This is a genomic window from Agrobacterium sp. RAC06 (assembly GCF_001713475.1).
Classification (GTDB): Bacteria; Pseudomonadota; Alphaproteobacteria; order Rhizobiales; family Rhizobiaceae; genus Allorhizobium.
This window is the reverse complement of the sequence record NZ_CP016500.1, coordinates 120,442-136,539: the sequence shown is the minus strand read 5'-3', so window position 1 is coordinate 136,539 and position 16,098 is coordinate 120,442. Positions and strand designations below refer to the sequence as shown.

13 protein-coding genes are annotated in these 16,098 nt (G+C 57.9%); all 13 read right to left on the bottom strand.

Features of this window, described 5'->3' with window-relative positions; genetic code table 11:
- Nucleotides 1-24: 24 nt before the first annotated feature.
- The 13 genes from BSY240_RS22630 to BSY240_RS22570 all read right to left on the bottom strand — a co-directional run bounded on the left by BSY240_RS22630 (nt 25) and on the right by BSY240_RS22570 (nt 16,091).
- The gene (locus tag BSY240_RS22630; protein ID WP_069044189.1) at nt 25-900 is read right to left on the bottom strand and encodes a class I SAM-dependent methyltransferase; all 876 of its coding nucleotides are present in this window, start codon (nt 898-900) and stop codon (nt 25-27) included.
- A gap of 49 nt (nt 901-949) precedes the next feature.
- The gene (locus BSY240_RS22625; protein WP_150127576.1) at nt 950-2,119 is read right to left on the bottom strand and encodes a glycosyltransferase; all 1,170 of its coding nucleotides are present in this window, start codon (nt 2,117-2,119) and stop codon (nt 950-952) included.
- A gap of 48 nt (nt 2,120-2,167) precedes the next feature.
- Nucleotides 2,168-3,310 carry a glycosyltransferase family 4 protein gene (locus tag BSY240_RS22620; RefSeq protein ID WP_171901630.1) on the bottom strand — a complete coding sequence of 381 codons (1,143 nt, stop codon included), beginning with the start codon at nt 3,308-3,310 and terminating at the stop codon, nt 2,168-2,170.
- 114 nt (nt 3,311-3,424) lie between these two features.
- Nucleotides 3,425-4,534, bottom strand: coding sequence for a class I SAM-dependent methyltransferase (locus BSY240_RS22615; protein WP_150127575.1), 1,110 nt, complete (start codon nt 4,532-4,534; stop codon nt 3,425-3,427).
- Between the two features lie 57 nt (nt 4,535-4,591).
- Entirely contained in the window at nt 4,592-5,350 is a 759-nt protein-coding gene (locus BSY240_RS22610; protein WP_069044185.1) for an AglZ/HisF2 family acetamidino modification protein, read from the bottom strand.
- Between the two features lie 4 nt (nt 5,351-5,354).
- The gene (gene hisH / locus BSY240_RS22605; protein ID WP_069044184.1) at nt 5,355-5,963 is read right to left on the bottom strand and encodes an imidazole glycerol phosphate synthase subunit HisH; all 609 of its coding nucleotides are present in this window, start codon (nt 5,961-5,963) and stop codon (nt 5,355-5,357) included.
- On the bottom strand, nt 5,960-7,789 hold the full coding sequence (locus BSY240_RS22600; protein ID WP_083229777.1) for an ABC transporter ATP-binding protein: 1,830 nt from the start codon (nt 7,787-7,789) through the stop codon (nt 5,960-5,962). The genes hisH and BSY240_RS22600 overlap by 4 nt, the downstream gene beginning before the upstream one ends.
- A complete protein-coding gene (locus BSY240_RS22595) occupies nt 7,786-9,159 on the bottom strand; it encodes a glycosyltransferase (RefSeq protein ID WP_069044183.1) in 1,374 nt (457 codons plus the stop codon). Before BSY240_RS22595 ends, BSY240_RS22600 begins: the two co-directional genes overlap by 4 nt.
- Nucleotides 9,146-10,726: a hypothetical protein gene (locus tag BSY240_RS22590; RefSeq protein ID WP_150127574.1), complete on the bottom strand. Its 1,581-nt coding sequence runs from the start codon at nt 10,724-10,726 to the stop codon at nt 9,146-9,148. Before BSY240_RS22590 ends, BSY240_RS22595 begins: the two co-directional genes overlap by 14 nt.
- 46 nt (nt 10,727-10,772) lie before the next feature.
- The gene (locus BSY240_RS22585) at nt 10,773-12,050 is read right to left on the bottom strand and encodes an N-acetyl sugar amidotransferase (protein ID WP_236759412.1); all 1,278 of its coding nucleotides are present in this window, start codon (nt 12,048-12,050) and stop codon (nt 10,773-10,775) included.
- Nucleotides 12,051-12,097: 47 nt separating this feature from the next.
- On the bottom strand, nt 12,098-13,051 hold the full coding sequence (locus tag BSY240_RS22580; RefSeq protein ID WP_069044181.1) for a methionyl-tRNA formyltransferase: 954 nt from the start codon (nt 13,049-13,051) through the stop codon (nt 12,098-12,100).
- A complete protein-coding gene (gene asnB / locus BSY240_RS22575) occupies nt 13,048-14,919 on the bottom strand; it encodes an asparagine synthase (glutamine-hydrolyzing) (RefSeq protein WP_069044180.1) in 1,872 nt (623 codons plus the stop codon). Before asnB ends, BSY240_RS22580 begins: the two co-directional genes overlap by 4 nt.
- On the bottom strand, nt 14,919-16,091 hold the full coding sequence (locus tag BSY240_RS22570) for a DegT/DnrJ/EryC1/StrS family aminotransferase (RefSeq protein ID WP_335622549.1): 1,173 nt from the start codon (nt 16,089-16,091) through the stop codon (nt 14,919-14,921). The genes asnB and BSY240_RS22570 overlap by 1 nt, the downstream gene beginning before the upstream one ends.
- Nucleotides 16,092-16,098 lie beyond the last annotated feature (7 nt).

The following is a 16,098-nucleotide window of genomic DNA, read 5'->3' as shown; positions in this document are numbered from 1 at the left end:
GCCGGCTATCGCCAGTCGGCCTATTCACCGGACGCGCCCTCGAACCGTGATCCCGTAAAAATCAACCGTTCGGTGCACGATATCAAGCCCCGCCCCCTCGAACCATTCTTCGACCTCGCCCAGAGTGTGCCGAGTAGCCAGTTGCGGGTGATACCAATCGTAGTTGACCATGACATTCTCCGATTGGGAGATGTTGGGATTCCAGTAGCATTTTGCGAAGAAATGGTAGATCAGGCGCTGCACGTCGTAAGTACCTGAATCGATCCCGAGCACGTCGATCGGCGGAACCTTCACGGTCAGTTCGGCTTCGGTTAGCGCCCTGCCGAACTCCGTGATTTGCGCACAATGCTTCATCGCCTCTTCATAGGGCAATTCGGCGATCTTCCCGCGAACATAGTCATCCACGAATTCCCGCGCCGGCGCCTTCTGCTTGTATACGTAAATGGCAATCTCCCCCCCGGGAGCGAGAAGGGTGCGCAGATTGTGAAAGGCGCGCGCCGGATCGGCGGTATGATGCAAGACTTCCTGACAATAGATGAAGTCGAACTCTCCCAACCCGGAGAGATCGCCCAGAAGATCACGCGTATCGAACCGGACGCGTTCGACGTCCTTGAAATGTTCGCGCGCGACATCGGCACCCACTAGGTCGATGCCGACGAGCTCGGCGCTTTCCGGCGCGAGCTTCTTGAGCAACGCAGTCACGCGGCCATTGCCGCAACCGGCATCGAGAATGCGGCCACGATCGGCGAGATAGGCCCCAAATGCGTCCGCAGACGAGAACCCATTACGTTCCAGAATCCAACGCTGGGTATCCGACCCTTCGCGCAGCGTCTCCGCGTAAAAGGCGTCCGTGTTGTTCTCCCACTTGTCGCGGAAGCTGCGGGCGGTGTTGTCGCTCATGAAGAAACTCCTGTGTTGGTCACTGACAGGTGCCTCGTTAGCCGCGCCGTCAGCTTGGCCCGGCATAGCAGGCGATAAAGGTTTTGGCTATGGCGCTCTCGTCATGCAAGGCTCGTATGGAGGACCGGGCAATGCTCTGCTTCCGCGCAAGTGCTTCCGGGTCGGAGAGATAATGAAGCAAGGTTTGCTCGAGATCGTCCAAGTGACAGATGATGAAGCCGGATTCACGCAGGGCATCCGTCATGAAATCGGGGCGGATCCATGTGATGGTCGGAACACCGCAGATCATGCTCTCGATCTGGGCGTTCGCATAGTAGCCCATCTTCATCTTGCCGATGGCGAGATCCGCTTCGCGCATTGCGGCCATGACTTCAGAATGCGGAACGTTGCGCAGGTAAACGAATTCAATGTCGTGACCTCTGGCCCGCACGGCCTCGACCGCCTTTTGGATGCGCTCCGTGCCCTCTATGCCCGGATGATTGGTGACGTGAACGAGCTTCAGAGGCCGCCTTCCGTCCCAGGGTGCCTTCGCTGGCGCATCGATCCCATCAGGGGCGAAAAACGAAGACACAACCGCCTCGGGCATGAAATCACGCATGTCCGGCGTGGTGACCATCGTTGCATCGGCCCAACGCGCGGCAAGTGCGCGACGGTCACGGTTGAGCGGGCTTGTACAGATCGTCGCGTTGTAGTCGCATTGCTGACAGATGTTCAGTGCTGGATGAAGACGCATATTGAGCTCGCGGTTACGGGCCTCGCAGCCGAGATAATGAGCCACAACCCTGCGACCTAGGCGCTTCAGCAGAGGGACCTCCCAGCCACTGCGCGTCATCGTGATCATGAAATGAAAATGCACGGCTTCGTACCGCGCCAGAACCGTCCAGAAGAAATAGAACTCGTACCAAGGCGCCAACAACGGATTGTAGCCCTTGAAGTGGTGGTCACACCGATTCCAGTGCGGACTGTCACCAAGCGCCATATAATCGTTGTGCCACCCGTACTTTCGCAGAATGCGCGTCATGTGCCAGGGCTCATGCACCATATAGGACACATGCAGAACAGATTTTGGCCGTGGCTGCAAAGTCAATAGCGAGGCCAGAAGCCAATTCAGCGGATGGACAACTAACATCGAAGCAGCATAAGCGGTCCTGACGATCAGAGGCTTGATGTTGCGCGGTCGAAATCTAGGCATTGCAAGATGCTCCTTCGCGGTCACCACGAAGCGGAACGCACGGACTCTGCGAAACGGTCCGCGAATCCGCCACGTTTAACCGCTCCTGTTCGAAAACGACAACAGGATCCGTTCGAAACGCTCAAATACCCTGTCCTGCGCGTGCCGTTCCTCAACGTAACGAAATCCCCGCTCGCCCATGACACGCGCGCTGCATCCCGGTTCCCAACCGCGTTCAGCCCACAATTGCTGCAAGAGTCCGGAAGCGCGTTCCAGCGAACCACCGGTTACGACGCCGGCGCCGTGGTCTGTAAGCATGCCGGCGGGATCGACGTCGAGCGAAAGGATCGGAGTTCCGTTCGCGCCGGCTTCTAGGAAGCTGTTGGGAAAACCTTCCGTGATGGATGTGCTGACCAACACGCAAGCGTCACGATAATAGGTCTGCATCTCTTCTGGCGCAACGGCGTCCACAAAGCTGACATTGGCAGGGGCCTGCGCCTTCACAGCATCGAAGACCATGCCATCGGCGCGGTTCATCACCATGACCACAGGTACATCCGGCGACAGGCGCGCCAGGTCCACCATCCTTTCAGGGCATTTGATGCGGTCGGATTTGCCCACCCAGAGCGCAAATTTACGCGGCTCCAGGTAAGGACCACCGGCAGGAATGGCGATGGGGTTTTGCAGCACTTCCGAACTGCGGTGAAACCGCTTCAAAAGCTCTTCCTGCTGGAAAGGCGTCTGTGCGACAGACAGGCCAGGGAGACCGTAGACGCGTTCCGCGAAGGGCTCTTTGGGCGCAAGATCCATGTCGCCGCCCTGCATCAGGATGAATGGCTTGTTGCGAACCGCGCACCAGCGCGCCAGCCTTGCGGAGTAATTCGTCGCGCCGAACGCAAGGTAGATGTCGGCATCCGCCTGATCCCAGATGTGATAATCCGGCTCCAGCAATAGCGGAACCCCCTCGATACGGCCACGCCGCACCGCCTGCAAAAGACGCCATCGGAGCCTGCCGACAAGGCTTCGCTCGAAGACGCAGGCAGAGTCGCGCAGAAAGCGCACGCCTTCGATCACCTCACTGCGCGGCTGACCATAATCATATGCAAGCATCGAAACGGTGAAACCGGGCCTCCTTGCGAGATACCGTGCAAGCCGCCACGCACGCAGCTCCGATCCCCCGTAGGCGCCGACGGCCTTCAGGATCGGGTAGACGCCCGCTGTTGCGAAGCAGATGGACATGTTCTTCCGCGTCATGAGAAACGGGTCGCCATCATAACGAAACGACCTGAGAGGGTGGAAATCTCAGGTCCTTGTCCAGGCACTAATCGTTTCGGCTTCATCGAAACAACCGCTTCACGCCTGCTGTGCCGCGACATTGACCACAGTTGGCGGATGAAACAGCTTTACGCCCTTGCGTACGTCCCAATCGGCTGGAGGCGTACCAACTTTCGTGCCCAGGACGTACAGCGCCCATGTCCGGCCATAGAGCTTGTGTGGCGCAAACATCTTGGTCATCCGCAGACGCAGGTTGTAGACAGCGACAGCCAGCGTGTAGCGAAGGGATTTCTGCTGCGTCGTCGCGTAAGAGAACAGCTGCTGTGCAGCAATGCCGTGCTCGGCCAGACCAAGTTCGACTTGAACAGGGTGAAGAGCGCGTTCCATGACCACACCGCCGGCGCCAGGATTGGTCGGACAGCATCCGTCGCGGTAGGGACGAGCTACCCATCCCTCCCTGCGAATATACTTCCCCACTTCGATCGCAAGCCGTTCGCCAAACAGTCCTGACGTATTGTCGGCGAGGTAGTCGATCTCCTCTGGCTTCATGTCCGGATGGAGCCCGGCAATTATGTCCCTGCGGGCTCCGCGAAACGGCTCGTCAACCGTGTCGCGGCCCGTACTGGTGCCAGCGGGTCCGTTCTCCCACGCCGCGTAAAGGCTGCGCAGATCGGCCACACAACTTTCGCTGGCGCGATTATTGCCGTCTGAAATCAGTACCTTTCCGCCGACCTTCAAGATACGCGCAATTTCGGCGTAGACCGTGTCGAGATAGGTGGGATTGATATGGCTGATGACCTCGTTGACGAGAACAAAATCGACGGTTTCGCTCTCTATCGGCAGATAGCCTTCATCAGACTTAACCAGCTCACAAGGGAACCCGATGGCGGAGAAGACCAGATTTCCCACCCTCAGGTACTCGTCCTCCACATCGACGCCAATCACGGCGGCCGCGCCTAGAGCATGGAAGATAGGAAAGGTATGGCCAAACTTGCAGCCAAAGTCGACAACCTTGCAACCTTTCAACGAAGGAACCATCTTGAACAGGTCCAGATAATCGCGCCATAACTGTTCCTTGTGGAACCACGCACTCAACGTGACGAAATTGTCCGGCACGTCACGTATTTCTGCGCCTTGTGCGCTGATCTTTTCATACGCCGACCGAATAAACTGCTCGTCGAAATTCACGATGGCCCCCACGTTGTTCTCAGCTTTTATCTTAGGGCCCTGCAAGGCCCCGCCCTGCTACAAGACGCGCCGAAGTGCATCCTGGTTTGGATAATTGACCAGAACGCCCATATCCTTCTTCTGGAAGACGACCATGCTGCCAAGCGCCACCGCCGACGCGCCAGCCTGGTGAACTGCCTGCCCTATATGGTCGACCGTTCCAGCTCCGCCATGAGCAATGACGGGAATAGAGACCGCCGAGGAAACTGCCAGGATAAGATCGAGATCAAATCCTGACCACGACCCTTCGCGATCGATCGATGTCAGCAGAATTTCTCCCGCCCCTCGCCGTTCGACTTCCTTGGCCCAAGCGACCGGCTCCAGATGCGTATTGTTTTCTCCGGCGCGCGTCCGGACCGTCGTCTTTCCCAATGGGCCTGCTTTCACATCAATGGACACCACCACCGCCTGGCTGCCGTAGTGGTTAGCCAATTGCGTTATCAATTCGGGCTTTTCGACAGCAGTCGTATTCAGCGAAATCTTCTCGAATCCTATATCGAACACGGACTTCGCATTATCGAACGAACCTATCCCTCCACCATAGCCCAGCGGCATGAAGCATTCATCGGCGATGTTCCTCAGGATTCTGAGATTCGGGCCACGTCCCTCCTTTGAGGCGACGATATCGAGGAAAAAGAGCTCGTCCACCTCAAGCTCGTTGAATATCCGCACCGTGTTGGCGGGATCGCCCACATAGGTGAAGTCGCCGAATCTCCTGGTCTTCACCAGACTTTCATGTCGCAGCAGAAGTGACGGAATGACCCGAACGCGCAGCATGGTGTCACATCCTCGCGAAGTTCTTCAGAATGTTCATGCCGAAACGATGACTTTTCTCCGGGTGGAATTGCAGCCCGAAGATGTTGTCGCGACAGATACCGGAGTCGAAGGCGAGTCCATAGCTTGTCTGGAGCATCGCGCTGGCGGGATCATCGACACGAACATAGTATGAATGAACGAAGTAGTAACGCAACTCCTCGCCCAGCCCAGTTGTCAGCTCATTCTCCTGAAGAGGGATAACGCTGTTCCAGCCCATATGAGGAACCTTCAATCCAGTACCGGGGGGAAAGCGATGAGCGCGTCCAGAAATCCAGCTAAGTCCTGGCCTTTTGCCTTCCTCGCTCCCGTCCGTCAGCAGCTGCATACCCAGGCAAACACCCAGAACCGGTATTTTTTCGACAAGCGCCTTGCGGTCGAGGACGTCGCGCAAGCCGGTAATATCGCCGATGCGCCCCATCGCTGCATCAAAGGCGCCGACCCCGGGAAGGATCAGTTTCGTCGCATTCCGAATCCGTTCCGGATCGGATTCTGTCCTCGCCTGAACACCGATACGCCGGAAAATATTTACCAGCGACCCGAGATTCCCCATCCCGTAATCGACGATGGTAATCATTGATCGTCCTCTGGAACAGCGGCTGCACCGAACAACTCCGCATAGCTGCCGCTTCGCACGATCGTCCCGTGGGCCAACTCATAAATGACGTCGCATTGCATTAGGGTCGTCAGGCGATGCGCAACCATGATCACCGTTATGTCGCGTCCAAATGCATTCAGCGCATCGATAACGCCGGATTCGGTCTCCGTGTCGAGGGCGCTGGTTGCCTCATCGAAAACGACGACACTGGCATTCTTGTAGAGCGCACGCGCAATGCCGATGCGTTGGCGCTGGCCACCGGACAGTCGCACACCGCGTTCGCCCACTTCCGTCTCGAAACCCTTGGGCCATGTTGCAATCGTGTCGGCAATCTGCGCGCCCCTCGCTGCCTGCAGAACTCGCTCCATCACGACTTCCGATCGGGCAACACCCAATGCGATATTCTCAAGAAGCGAGCCATCTACCAGATGGATGACCTGCGGCACGTGAGCGATGTTGCGGCGCCACGCCGGCTGCGTCGCTGACTTAACGGGCACGCCGTCGATGACAAGCGCACCTTCGGTAGGGGGAAGCAGCCCCATCAGAATATCCAGCAAAGTGCTCTTGCCGCCGCCCGTTACGCCGCAGATCCCAACACGCTGGCCGAAGGCGATCTGCATGTTGAAGTTCTTGAGAACAGGAACGTCTCGCCCGGGGTAGCAGAACGCCACGTTGGACAGTTCAATGGAACGGGCAAGCGGCAGAGGTTCGGTTGCCACCACTTCGGGATTTTCCATGGGCTCGTCAAGCAGGTTCAACACATCAACGAATGCCTGATTGCTGCTCCGGATGATGCTCCAGCACGAGTAGATCTGTTGAAGCATAGGCAAGAGACGCTGCGCACCCAGTGCAAAGGCGCCCAGAAGCGGCAGTGCGTTACTGGCTGCTCCGTCACGCCCCACGAAATAGGCGCCCATGACGGACAAGATGATCATGCCCAAGGTGACAATGATGTAGGCCGGGCTGGTGCTGACGATCATGACATTCGCCTGCACCCGCCGAAGATCGGCGCTGAGCTTGTGGAATCGGGTGCAATAGACCTCCTGCGACCCATCGATGAGGACGTCGCGGATGCCGCCAAGACTTTCCTGAAGGAGCTTGATGATCTCGTTGCTGAGCGCGCTCAGGCTGACGCTGTAGACCGCCAACCTCTCGCGCGTGGTGAAGATGATGCCGGCGTAGAGCACGCCAAACAGGACCATCATCAGGCACGCCACAAGCCAGTTGACAACGATGAGCGTCGTCACGATGCCCACTGCGATGATGGCCGATTGGACCAGGAGAAGCGTCGGGGCGATGATGTTCGACACCACGGTCCCGACCTTACCCGTCAGCGCGGCGATGATTTCGCTGCTGTTTCGCGAAACGTGCCGCAAATAGGCCTGATACATCATGCGGCGGAAGATCAGCGTCGCGATCTCGGTGCCGATGGCTTCCGTCATCCGGGCGTTTACCCAATTGGCCATGATACGGCTGACGGCCGCTACCGTCAGAACGGCGACCAGCAATGCGGTGGCAATGAAGATCGTCTGCTGGCCGCGCAATGCGGGCACCCATTCATAAAGAACTTCGAACAGTCCCGAATTCGCGCCTACCTGGCCGCCACCGAGCAGTCCGAGGAACGGAAACAGCGCCGCGATGCTCATCACCTCAATGAACGAACTTGCGATCGCCAGCAGAACAAGTCCAGCAAGCTGCCACGCGCGACGTCGCTCGAGCTTTCCTACCAGCCCGATGAAATTGCTGAAGAAGGACCGGTTCAAATGATCCACGGCTTGCGCATTATCCGGCATCAATCCACTCATTGCGCCATCCCGTAGTTCTCCTTGACATGATCTAGGGCACTACTGAAGATCGCGTTTTCCTTTCTTGTGATCGTCTCGTTATCAAACATGGCAATTGCCAGCTTCTGGCCCATTTCAGCGAGCCGCCGCGCCTCCTGCGGATCGTCAAGAAGCTCGCTGCAAGCTTGCGCAGCGGCGTCGATATCACGGAAGCGAACGAGCTTGCCGGAAAAACTATCGATTACCACCTCCGCCATCCATTCGACGTCATAGGCGACAACGGGCACGTTACAGATCATTTTCTCCGCAAGAGCCGAACCTGAATAGGTTTCGAAGGCGATCGCCGCGCCCCGAGTCCACTGAATCACCTCGTCATAGGGCTGGTTGCCCAAGATATGGACCCGTTCCTTGCAGGCCATTCCGGCGACCTGGCGCTTCACCTCGGGAAGCAGAATGCCATCGCCGATGACGACAAGTGACAGATCGGGATAGCGGTCAGCAAGGATCGCGAATACCGAAACGACATCCAGCGGGAACTTTTCTGTCGTGATACGCGCGACGAAAAGCATGTAGCGCCCTGCTAGCGGCGCGGGCCTCTGCTCGAGATTAAGAAAGGAAGTCGCCAGATGAATGCGGATCATCGTAAGGCGCTCGACGGGTGCACCCAACGCAAACGCATGTTCATAATTGTTCTTGTTGCGTCCGATGACGCAAAAGGCGTGCTTTATGGGCCATCCCAGGAGTGCATCGTTGCATGCGCGGAACACGATTCTCAGCCCGGGAATTCGGCCGAACCACTGAAAATAAAACGGCCAGCCCCAGATGCGGCGCAGCATCTCGTAATTGCCCGCAATTTCGATGACATGAGGAACATTCAGGGCGGCCGAAACCAACCCTGCGCACAGGGCGCTGTTTGCATGCTGCATGGATCGAATACAGAATACTCCCTTATCTGTCACGTAGTTCAGCATGCGTAAGGTTGTCATCAGCTCGCGCAACGGAAACGGGCTTTCCCGCATACCCAACGCCTGCATTCCGATGAAAAGGCGCGGCGTACGCCAACCGACAATTCGGATTCCAGGCAACGGACTGAACTCCTCGTCCTTGTCCGCATAGGGATCAAGTATATGAACCTCGGACGCGACGGGCGAGGTGAAGTAGGAAATGATCTCTTCCCCCTGAAGCCGATAGGCGTTGATGAGTCCTGGCTGAACGGCGAGCAGCGTCGGGATGGTCGCCGGGCGGAATGTTTTTTTCCGCTGCAGCCATGCCCACCACAGACGGGCACCACCAACGCAAATCACCCCCACCAAAAGGAATGGAAAGAGCATTACATCCGCAGTCAAGGCAGCAAGTTGCAACGCATATTGCTTCAGCTTACTCAACGTCATAACAGATCCAATGGCCATTTTCGGCGGATTTGCGGAACCCCTCCAGATCGTAGGACCATCCAACGATGCGAGCGTAGTGATCGATTTGCGCCTTGTGCAACACGATCTTGGAGATGCCGAATTCCTCTATGAAGCGCTCGACCGGACGTTTGAGAAGCGGGTACTCGTCGATATAGCGCTCGAAAATCCAGGAACCGTAAACACCGGGGTAGCAGACAACGCCGCAGCCTGTGCGCGCGGAGATGACCTGGCCGAGGTTGATGGGGAGGGGCAACACCCGGCTCTCACGGGTGACATTACCCGCCGCCAATATTTCCACGAGGCTGTCATTGCCGGCAACCGTTCGGCCTGCGTCCCGCCAGAGCGAAAGCCCGATGAATGCCAGCCTTAGAAACAGCGCTACCGCCAACAGGGTAACCGCACCGGCTGCCGTGGGTTGCTGAAGAATTTGCCAAGCCAGCATGAAAGGCAGGACAAAGGCCAGAACGTAATCCAGATATCGTTCGGATTCACCGAAATGGCGCAACGCCTTCGTCGTCGTCGCGAGGTAGACCGCAACAGTCGCCACAAGCAATCCGACAAACGTCGCCGGCAGATGTCCCCATCCAGCGATGAGGATGAGAAAGACGTCCGTATGCCGGACAATCGACTTGCCCGGCTCATAGCTGATAACGCGGAAGAAAATCGATCTCAGCGCAAACTTGAAAAGCAGGTCAACCAGCTCGCGCCACTCGGAGAGCGCCGTAAATTTGCTCAGCGACTCTGCAAAGACGCGGCTCTTAGCGGTGTAGAGCCGGTACGACTTAGAGAATTCCCATTGATCTTGCAATCCGAGCAGAAAGGTCTTGCCTCCCAGTATCATCGCCAGCCCGAACGCTCCGAGCAAGGCCAGCAGCAGCGCGCCGTCAAGGCTGGCGAGCGCCCAAAGGGGAAACACGAAAAAGAGCGCTTGTCTCGCAAACATCGATGTCGAGAGCGCAACGGAGCCGCTCAGCATGCTCACCACAAGAAACGCACTGTTGCCGTCCAGGCGCCAAAGCAGCGCGCCGACGTAGAAGAATCCGACGGAAAGCTTGGCCAGCAGCCGCTCGGACAAGGACAGAAGCAGGATGCCATGGCCGTGAAGAGCGTTGTTAGGCACGCTGAGGACGAAAAGCAGCACGGAAAGTCCGGCCATCAACGGAAAACCGCCCGGTATTGCCGATGACTGGTAAAGCAGCCGAAGCGGCGACTCGAAAAAGGAGACCAGCACCGGAAACGCTACAGAAAAGGCAACAAAGACAATGAGGTTGGGCAAGTAGGGACGCGCTTCAACGAGGCGCAGACCGAACAGACTTGCAAACCTGTGGAACAGCACCGGATAACGGTCAGGTCCGTTCTTCAAGTAGAATTCGGGAACACCCCGGTAAGATCCGCTCGCGCCGCACATCGTGCGCACAATGCAGTAGTGATATGCGGCATCCCCGAAAATTCCTTCTGCGAACCACTTCCTGTAAAATGCAATAAGAAAGATCCGCACAAAAAGTGCAAATGCAGCAGAAAATATAACGACCGATAGTATGCTCATATTACCTCGCCAGATCGCCGCCGGGCCTTGTACACAACTGACTTCATCAGGCTGGAACTTTCGAAGGGAAGCAATATTTCAGGTAGAAACTCATCGGAACAAGGTTGGCCTTCGCCAGAACAAAAAATAGCGGCCTGAAGAGTTCGAACCGTTTCTTGTAGGTCGGATATTCCGTCCAGTTCTTCGGCGGTTCCGACATGACCGCGTCGTACTGCTCGTCGCTGATGTCCAGGCGCTTCCTGAAGTAGGAGACCAGTTCCTCTTCTATATAAGGGGGTGTGTTGTACTCTGCCCATGCCTCGGCGCGCGACAGGGTCCCGTTGCGGACACGCGCCGAAAGCGTATTGTTGCGCATGTCCGCGCCGAATTTCTGCGGCAGATAGACACTGTGAAAAAATGAAGTCATCCGGTTTTCGAGGTGGTGCCCACCGTAGTACTGCCATCCGAAACGCTCCGCCAGCATGGCTTTTGCATCTTCCTTGGAATATTGCAGATACCACAGCGGGCGGATGAATTTTACACGGCGGAACAGGGCTGACCACAAGAAGCGCGAGAATGTCATCAGCGGATAAGTCTCGATCGGTTGACGACCGAAGCGGGCATGAATCCCCTGAATGTATCGGCCGTCGAAGTAATTGCGCCCCAAGGGGGTGATGCCCTCCTCGGCAAAGGAGTGCCCTTCGAGAATGTATCCGACCGAATATTTTGCGGCGACCATCCTTAGCAGATAGGCATACCCCAAATCTGTCGAGGCTTCGATTTCCGCCACGCCTGCCAGAAAAAAGGAGCGAAAGATATCATCGGCTTCCTTGTTGGCCACTACATGCGTGTAAAGATCCACGTCCAGGCCGCTCAGGACCTTGTGAATGTTCATTGTCGCAATCGCGGAATTCCAGGTGTTGTCGTAGTGGACGGCCAAAGGACGCAAGCCCCATTGCTTGGCCATGTAGACCAGATAGGATGAGTCTGTCCCGCCGCTGACACCAACGATACAATCGTAGCGCTTGCCGCGTCCGTCACGCTTGATGTCCTCGATTATCGCGGCGAAAGCGGCTTCACCCTTGGGCTGTCCGGTCCCATACTGCTCCTTGAGCATCTCGACCTGCCGGCAATAGTTGCAGACGCCCGCTTCGTCGAATTGGATCGCCGGTACTCGCTCATCGTAGATGCAACGGCTGCAGATGCGCAACCCTGCCTTGTATATATCCGGATTGAGCCTCTGCACTCCGCCAGTACGCTTCTGCGTGTCCGGATCGCCTTGGCAAGGTGGAACCGTTGCCTGATGTCCGGCCCGCATGCGAGTGTCCTGTTCGGAGAGAGTCATGATCGCATCAACCTGTCAAACAATGAAAAAGCGACAACGCGCTGCACTCATTCTGCCGGGCCCAGATCAAGCCGGTCTCCCGGCTGGACGAACGCGGCAAGTTCCTCGCCCCGCAATATCCGTCCCTGGTATTCCGCCTCTTGCAGATGCAGCATGCCTTGCCCACAGACCACCGCACGGTCGTCCTCATCCGTCGCGATCACAATCCCCGGCGTTGCAGCAGCGCTCTTGTCCAGTCCTCGCGCCGCCCAAACATACATCTTTTCTCCACGAAGCCAGGTAAATGCGCCGGGATAGGGCCTAGTTTGCGCCCGCACAAAGCGCTGAAGATAGCGGCTATCGCGCACCCAGTCGAGCACTCCGTCTTGCGGGCTCCGCTGCGGCATGACCCGGCGCCCGCCCGCCAGCTGCGGATGCGCCTTCAGCGTACCATCGGCCATGCGGGGCAGCGCATCGTACAGAAGCGCCAATCCCCTGTCCTCGATGCGGGCGTACAGAGTAGCAATCGTGTCGTCTTCGAAGATCGGTTCTTCCGCTTGGCCGAGAATTGGCCCGGTATCAACCCCGTCGTCCATTTCGAACAAGGTGATACCGGTGCGCGTCTCGCCGTTGATCATGGCCCATACAAGCGGAGCGCCGCCGCTGTAGTCCGGCAGCAACGAAGCGTGCAAGCCGTAGGCCGGGGCCAGCCGGCGCCACGCCTTGGGAATCATGTGATACCACCCAGCGACCAAGAAGCCGTCAGGCTTCCACGATCGTACTTCCTCGAAAAGCGCTGGATCGTTCATGGCGCTCTGAAGGACAGCGCAGGGCAGCCCACGCTCCTCGGCAAATTGGGCAACATCCACATACAGAACGTTGGTGACGCCCTCGGGACGGTAGGAAATCGAAAACGTCCGCGGCGCGGTTACAACCCCAACCAGATCGATCCCCGGCAGACGGCATGCGAGATCGAGGCACCGCAATCCGAAGCGGCTTGCACCAACAAATACCAGCTTCACAGCGAGCTCTTCATCCAGGCTTCGACATTGAGCAGCGACCAGATCAGCAGCCGCCTGTTCTGTTCACCACGCATGTGTTCGTTGACCAGCGACAGCACCGCATCACGGTCGAACAGATCGTAGATGCGCGCCTTGGGGTCGAGCAGGGTCGCGCGGACAAAATCGATGCTCTCACCTTTGAACCAGCTGGCATCCGGCGACGAAAATCCCTGCTTCTCAGCCTTGGTAACGTCCTGCGGGATCAGCTTTGACATCACGTCACGCAGGATCTGCTTGCCGTCGTTGGTCTTCTGGAAATACAGCCCCGCCTTGCTCCCGGGTTCGTTCTCGTTGATGCGCAGCACGTTCTGGAGATTATTGAGCTTCAGGCTCACCGGACAACGCATGGCGAAGTCAACCAGATCGTTGTCCATGAACGGCACGCGGGCCTCAAGGCCGTGTGCCATGCTGAGTTTGTCGTCGACAACGAACAGGCCGTGCAGGAAGGTCTTCGCCTCGAAGTAGAGCGAATGATTGATGTAGTCTTCCGGCCGATCCAGTTCGTTGTCGTGGGTCAGGAAGACATTGCGGAAAATGTCGCGCGTCCAGACATGCTTCACGTCGCCCCAGATCGGCGCAAAGACCTTCGCCAGCGCCTTATTCGGAATCAATCGCTGCCAAAATGTATAGTACTGGTCGATATAGTGTTCGAAATCCTGATTGATCGCCGCACGGTAGTAGCGCCAGGGATAACCGCCGAACAACTCATCGCCACCGGCGCCAGACAGGACGACCTTGACGAACTTGCTGGCAAGCTTGGAGGCATAGAAGTTCGGATAGCTCTGCCCCACGCGCGGCTCTTCCAGATGCCATGCCAGCTTGGGCAGGCAGCGTTCCATATCGCCGGCCTTCAGCACCATTTCGTAGTGCTCGGTCTTGAACCGGGCGGACATGGCCTCCGCCTTGGTTCGCTCATCGAATGCCAGCTCGATGCCCGAGGCCGAGCTGAGGTCAAAACCGCAGGTGAAGCTCTTGAGAAATGGAAATTGCTGTGCGGCAAGCGCGGTGATGGAACCGGAATCCATGCCGCCGCTGAGATAGGCTCCGAGTTCGACATCGCTGACCAGCTGACGATTGACGGCCTGCCGGAAAAGCCGTGCAAGCTCTTCCTGATACTCCACACGGTCGACTGGACCATCGGGCTCGCGGAACCGGTAGTCCCAGTAGCGTTGAACCTGAAGGGTCGGTTGGTCCAGGCTGAGGGTAGCGTAATGTCCAGCCGGAAGGAGATGAACATCTTCCAGCAGCGTCTGATCGGTGAAGAGATTCTGGAAGGTAAAGTATTCCAGAAGCGCAGGCTTGTTCAGCCGGCGCTGGAAGCCAGGCTGGGCGGTAATCGCCTTCTGCTCGGAGCCAAAGGCCAATGTGCGACCCTGCTCGCAGTAATAGAGCGGCTTGATGCCGTATCGGTCGCGGGCGAGAAGAAGGCGCCTCTCCTTGCGGTCCCAGAGGGCAAGCGCGTACATGCCGTTGAAGCGCAGCAACGCCTCCGGCCCCCAATGCGCCAGAGCGTAAAGAACAACTTCCGTATCGCTCTGGCTGCGGAACCAGATGCCTTCGGCCTCAAGTTCAGCCCGAAGCTCGCGGTAATTGTAGACCTCGCCATTATAGCTCAGCACATAGCGATGATCGGTGCTGATCATCGGCTGATGACCGGCCGGCGACAAGTCAATGATTGCCAATCGGCGGTGACCGAGGCCAATATTGCCCTCGATCCATTGGCCTTCGCCGTCAGGACCGCGATGGGCGATGGCATCGGTCATAGCTTTCAGGACGACCGGCGATGCCGGTGCGCCGTCCAGATGAAGAAGCCCCGCCAGACCACACATCAGAGGGCTCTCGCCAGTACCGTTTTGATCACATGCGCCTGCTCGGCCTCGGTCATGCCGTGGAAAAGCGGTAGCGAGATGCTGCAGTCGTTAGCCGCCCAGGCCATCGGAAAGTCCTCTTCGCGCAGCTTGTAGGTTTCACGATAGTAGGACAGCATGTGCACGGCGTGGGTCGCCGGCCGGGTCGAAACGCCTGCCCGCTGCAGCTCGTCCATCCAGGCGTTACGCTGCGCGTTGACCCGCCGGATCGAGTCTCCGGTCACCGGTTCCGGTTGGAACAGGCAGGCATAGCTCTGGTAGCCATGTTCGTATCCTTGAGGAACGGTGGGCGTGCGCAGCCAGGAGAGGCCGGCAAAAGCCTCGTCATAGACTGTTGCCAAGCGGCGGCGCTCGGCAATAATCGCCTCGGCGCGGTCCATCTGTGCGGCTCCGAGTGCCCCTTGCACATCGGTCATGCGCTGGTTGTAGCCTGCATCGGGATGATCCGCGAGCAGATAGGGACGCGGACCGTGATGGCGCTGCAGGTCGCTCATGGCGGCCCCGTGATCGCGAAGCCGGCGAACTCGCGTATCCAGGTCGGCGCTATTGGTCGTGACCATGCCGCCTTCGCCCGTCGTGATCGCCTTGCGCGGATGAAAGCTGAAACAGCCGGCGTCGCCGATCGTGCCGACATGACGGCCCTTGTAGCGGCTGCCGAAGCCGCAAGCAGCGTCTTCGATGACATGCAGACCATGAGCACGGGCCAGTTCCATCACCGGGTCCATGTCGGCGGAAAGGCCGAAGAGGTGCACGGGCAGAATGGCCTTGGTGCGCGGCGTGATGCGAGCTGCCGCATCCTCGACGTTCAAGTTAAACGTATTGAGGTCGATGTCACAAAACACTGTCTTGCCGCCGAGATGCTCCACGACATTGGCCGTGGCGATCCATGTGAAGGCAGGAACGATGGCTTCATCTCCGGGACCGAATCCGAGTGCGGCCAATGACAGATGAAGCGCCGTGGTGCAGGATGTCGTAGCCGCGGAATGGGCGGCGCCTGTAAAGGCCGACCACTTGTCCTCGAAGGAGCCCACCTTCGGCCCCTGCACAAGCCAGCCGCTTCGCAGCGGTTCCAGAACGCTCAGGATTTCCTCTTGGGTCAGGTTCGTCCGCGCGATAGGAACGTTCAGTGCCACGGGCTCG

Coding starts and splice junctions, on each gene's coding strand:
- BSY240_RS22630 (WP_069044189.1), bottom strand. CDS start 900: ATGAGCGACAACACCGCCCGCAGCTTCCGCGACAAGTGGGAGAACAAC.
- BSY240_RS22620 (WP_171901630.1), bottom strand. CDS start 3,310: ATGTCCATCTGCTTCGCAACAGCGGGCGTCTACCCGATCCTGAAGGCC.
- BSY240_RS22610 (WP_069044185.1), bottom strand. CDS start 5,350: ATGCTGCGCGTTCGGGTCATTCCGTCACTTCTGCTGCGACATGAAAGT.
- hisH (WP_069044184.1), bottom strand. CDS start 5,963: ATGATTACCATCGTCGATTACGGGATGGGGAATCTCGGGTCGCTGGTA.
- BSY240_RS22600 (WP_083229777.1), bottom strand. CDS start 7,789: ATGAGTGGATTGATGCCGGATAATGCGCAAGCCGTGGATCATTTGAAC.
- BSY240_RS22595 (WP_069044183.1), bottom strand. CDS start 9,159: ATGACGTTGAGTAAGCTGAAGCAATATGCGTTGCAACTTGCTGCCTTG.
- BSY240_RS22590 (WP_150127574.1), bottom strand. CDS start 10,726: ATGAGCATACTATCGGTCGTTATATTTTCTGCTGCATTTGCACTTTTT.
- BSY240_RS22585 (WP_236759412.1), bottom strand. CDS start 12,050: ATGACTCTCTCCGAACAGGACACTCGCATGCGGGCCGGACATCAGGCA.
- asnB (WP_069044180.1), bottom strand. CDS start 14,919: ATGTGTGGTCTGGCGGGGCTTCTTCATCTGGACGGCGCACCGGCATCG.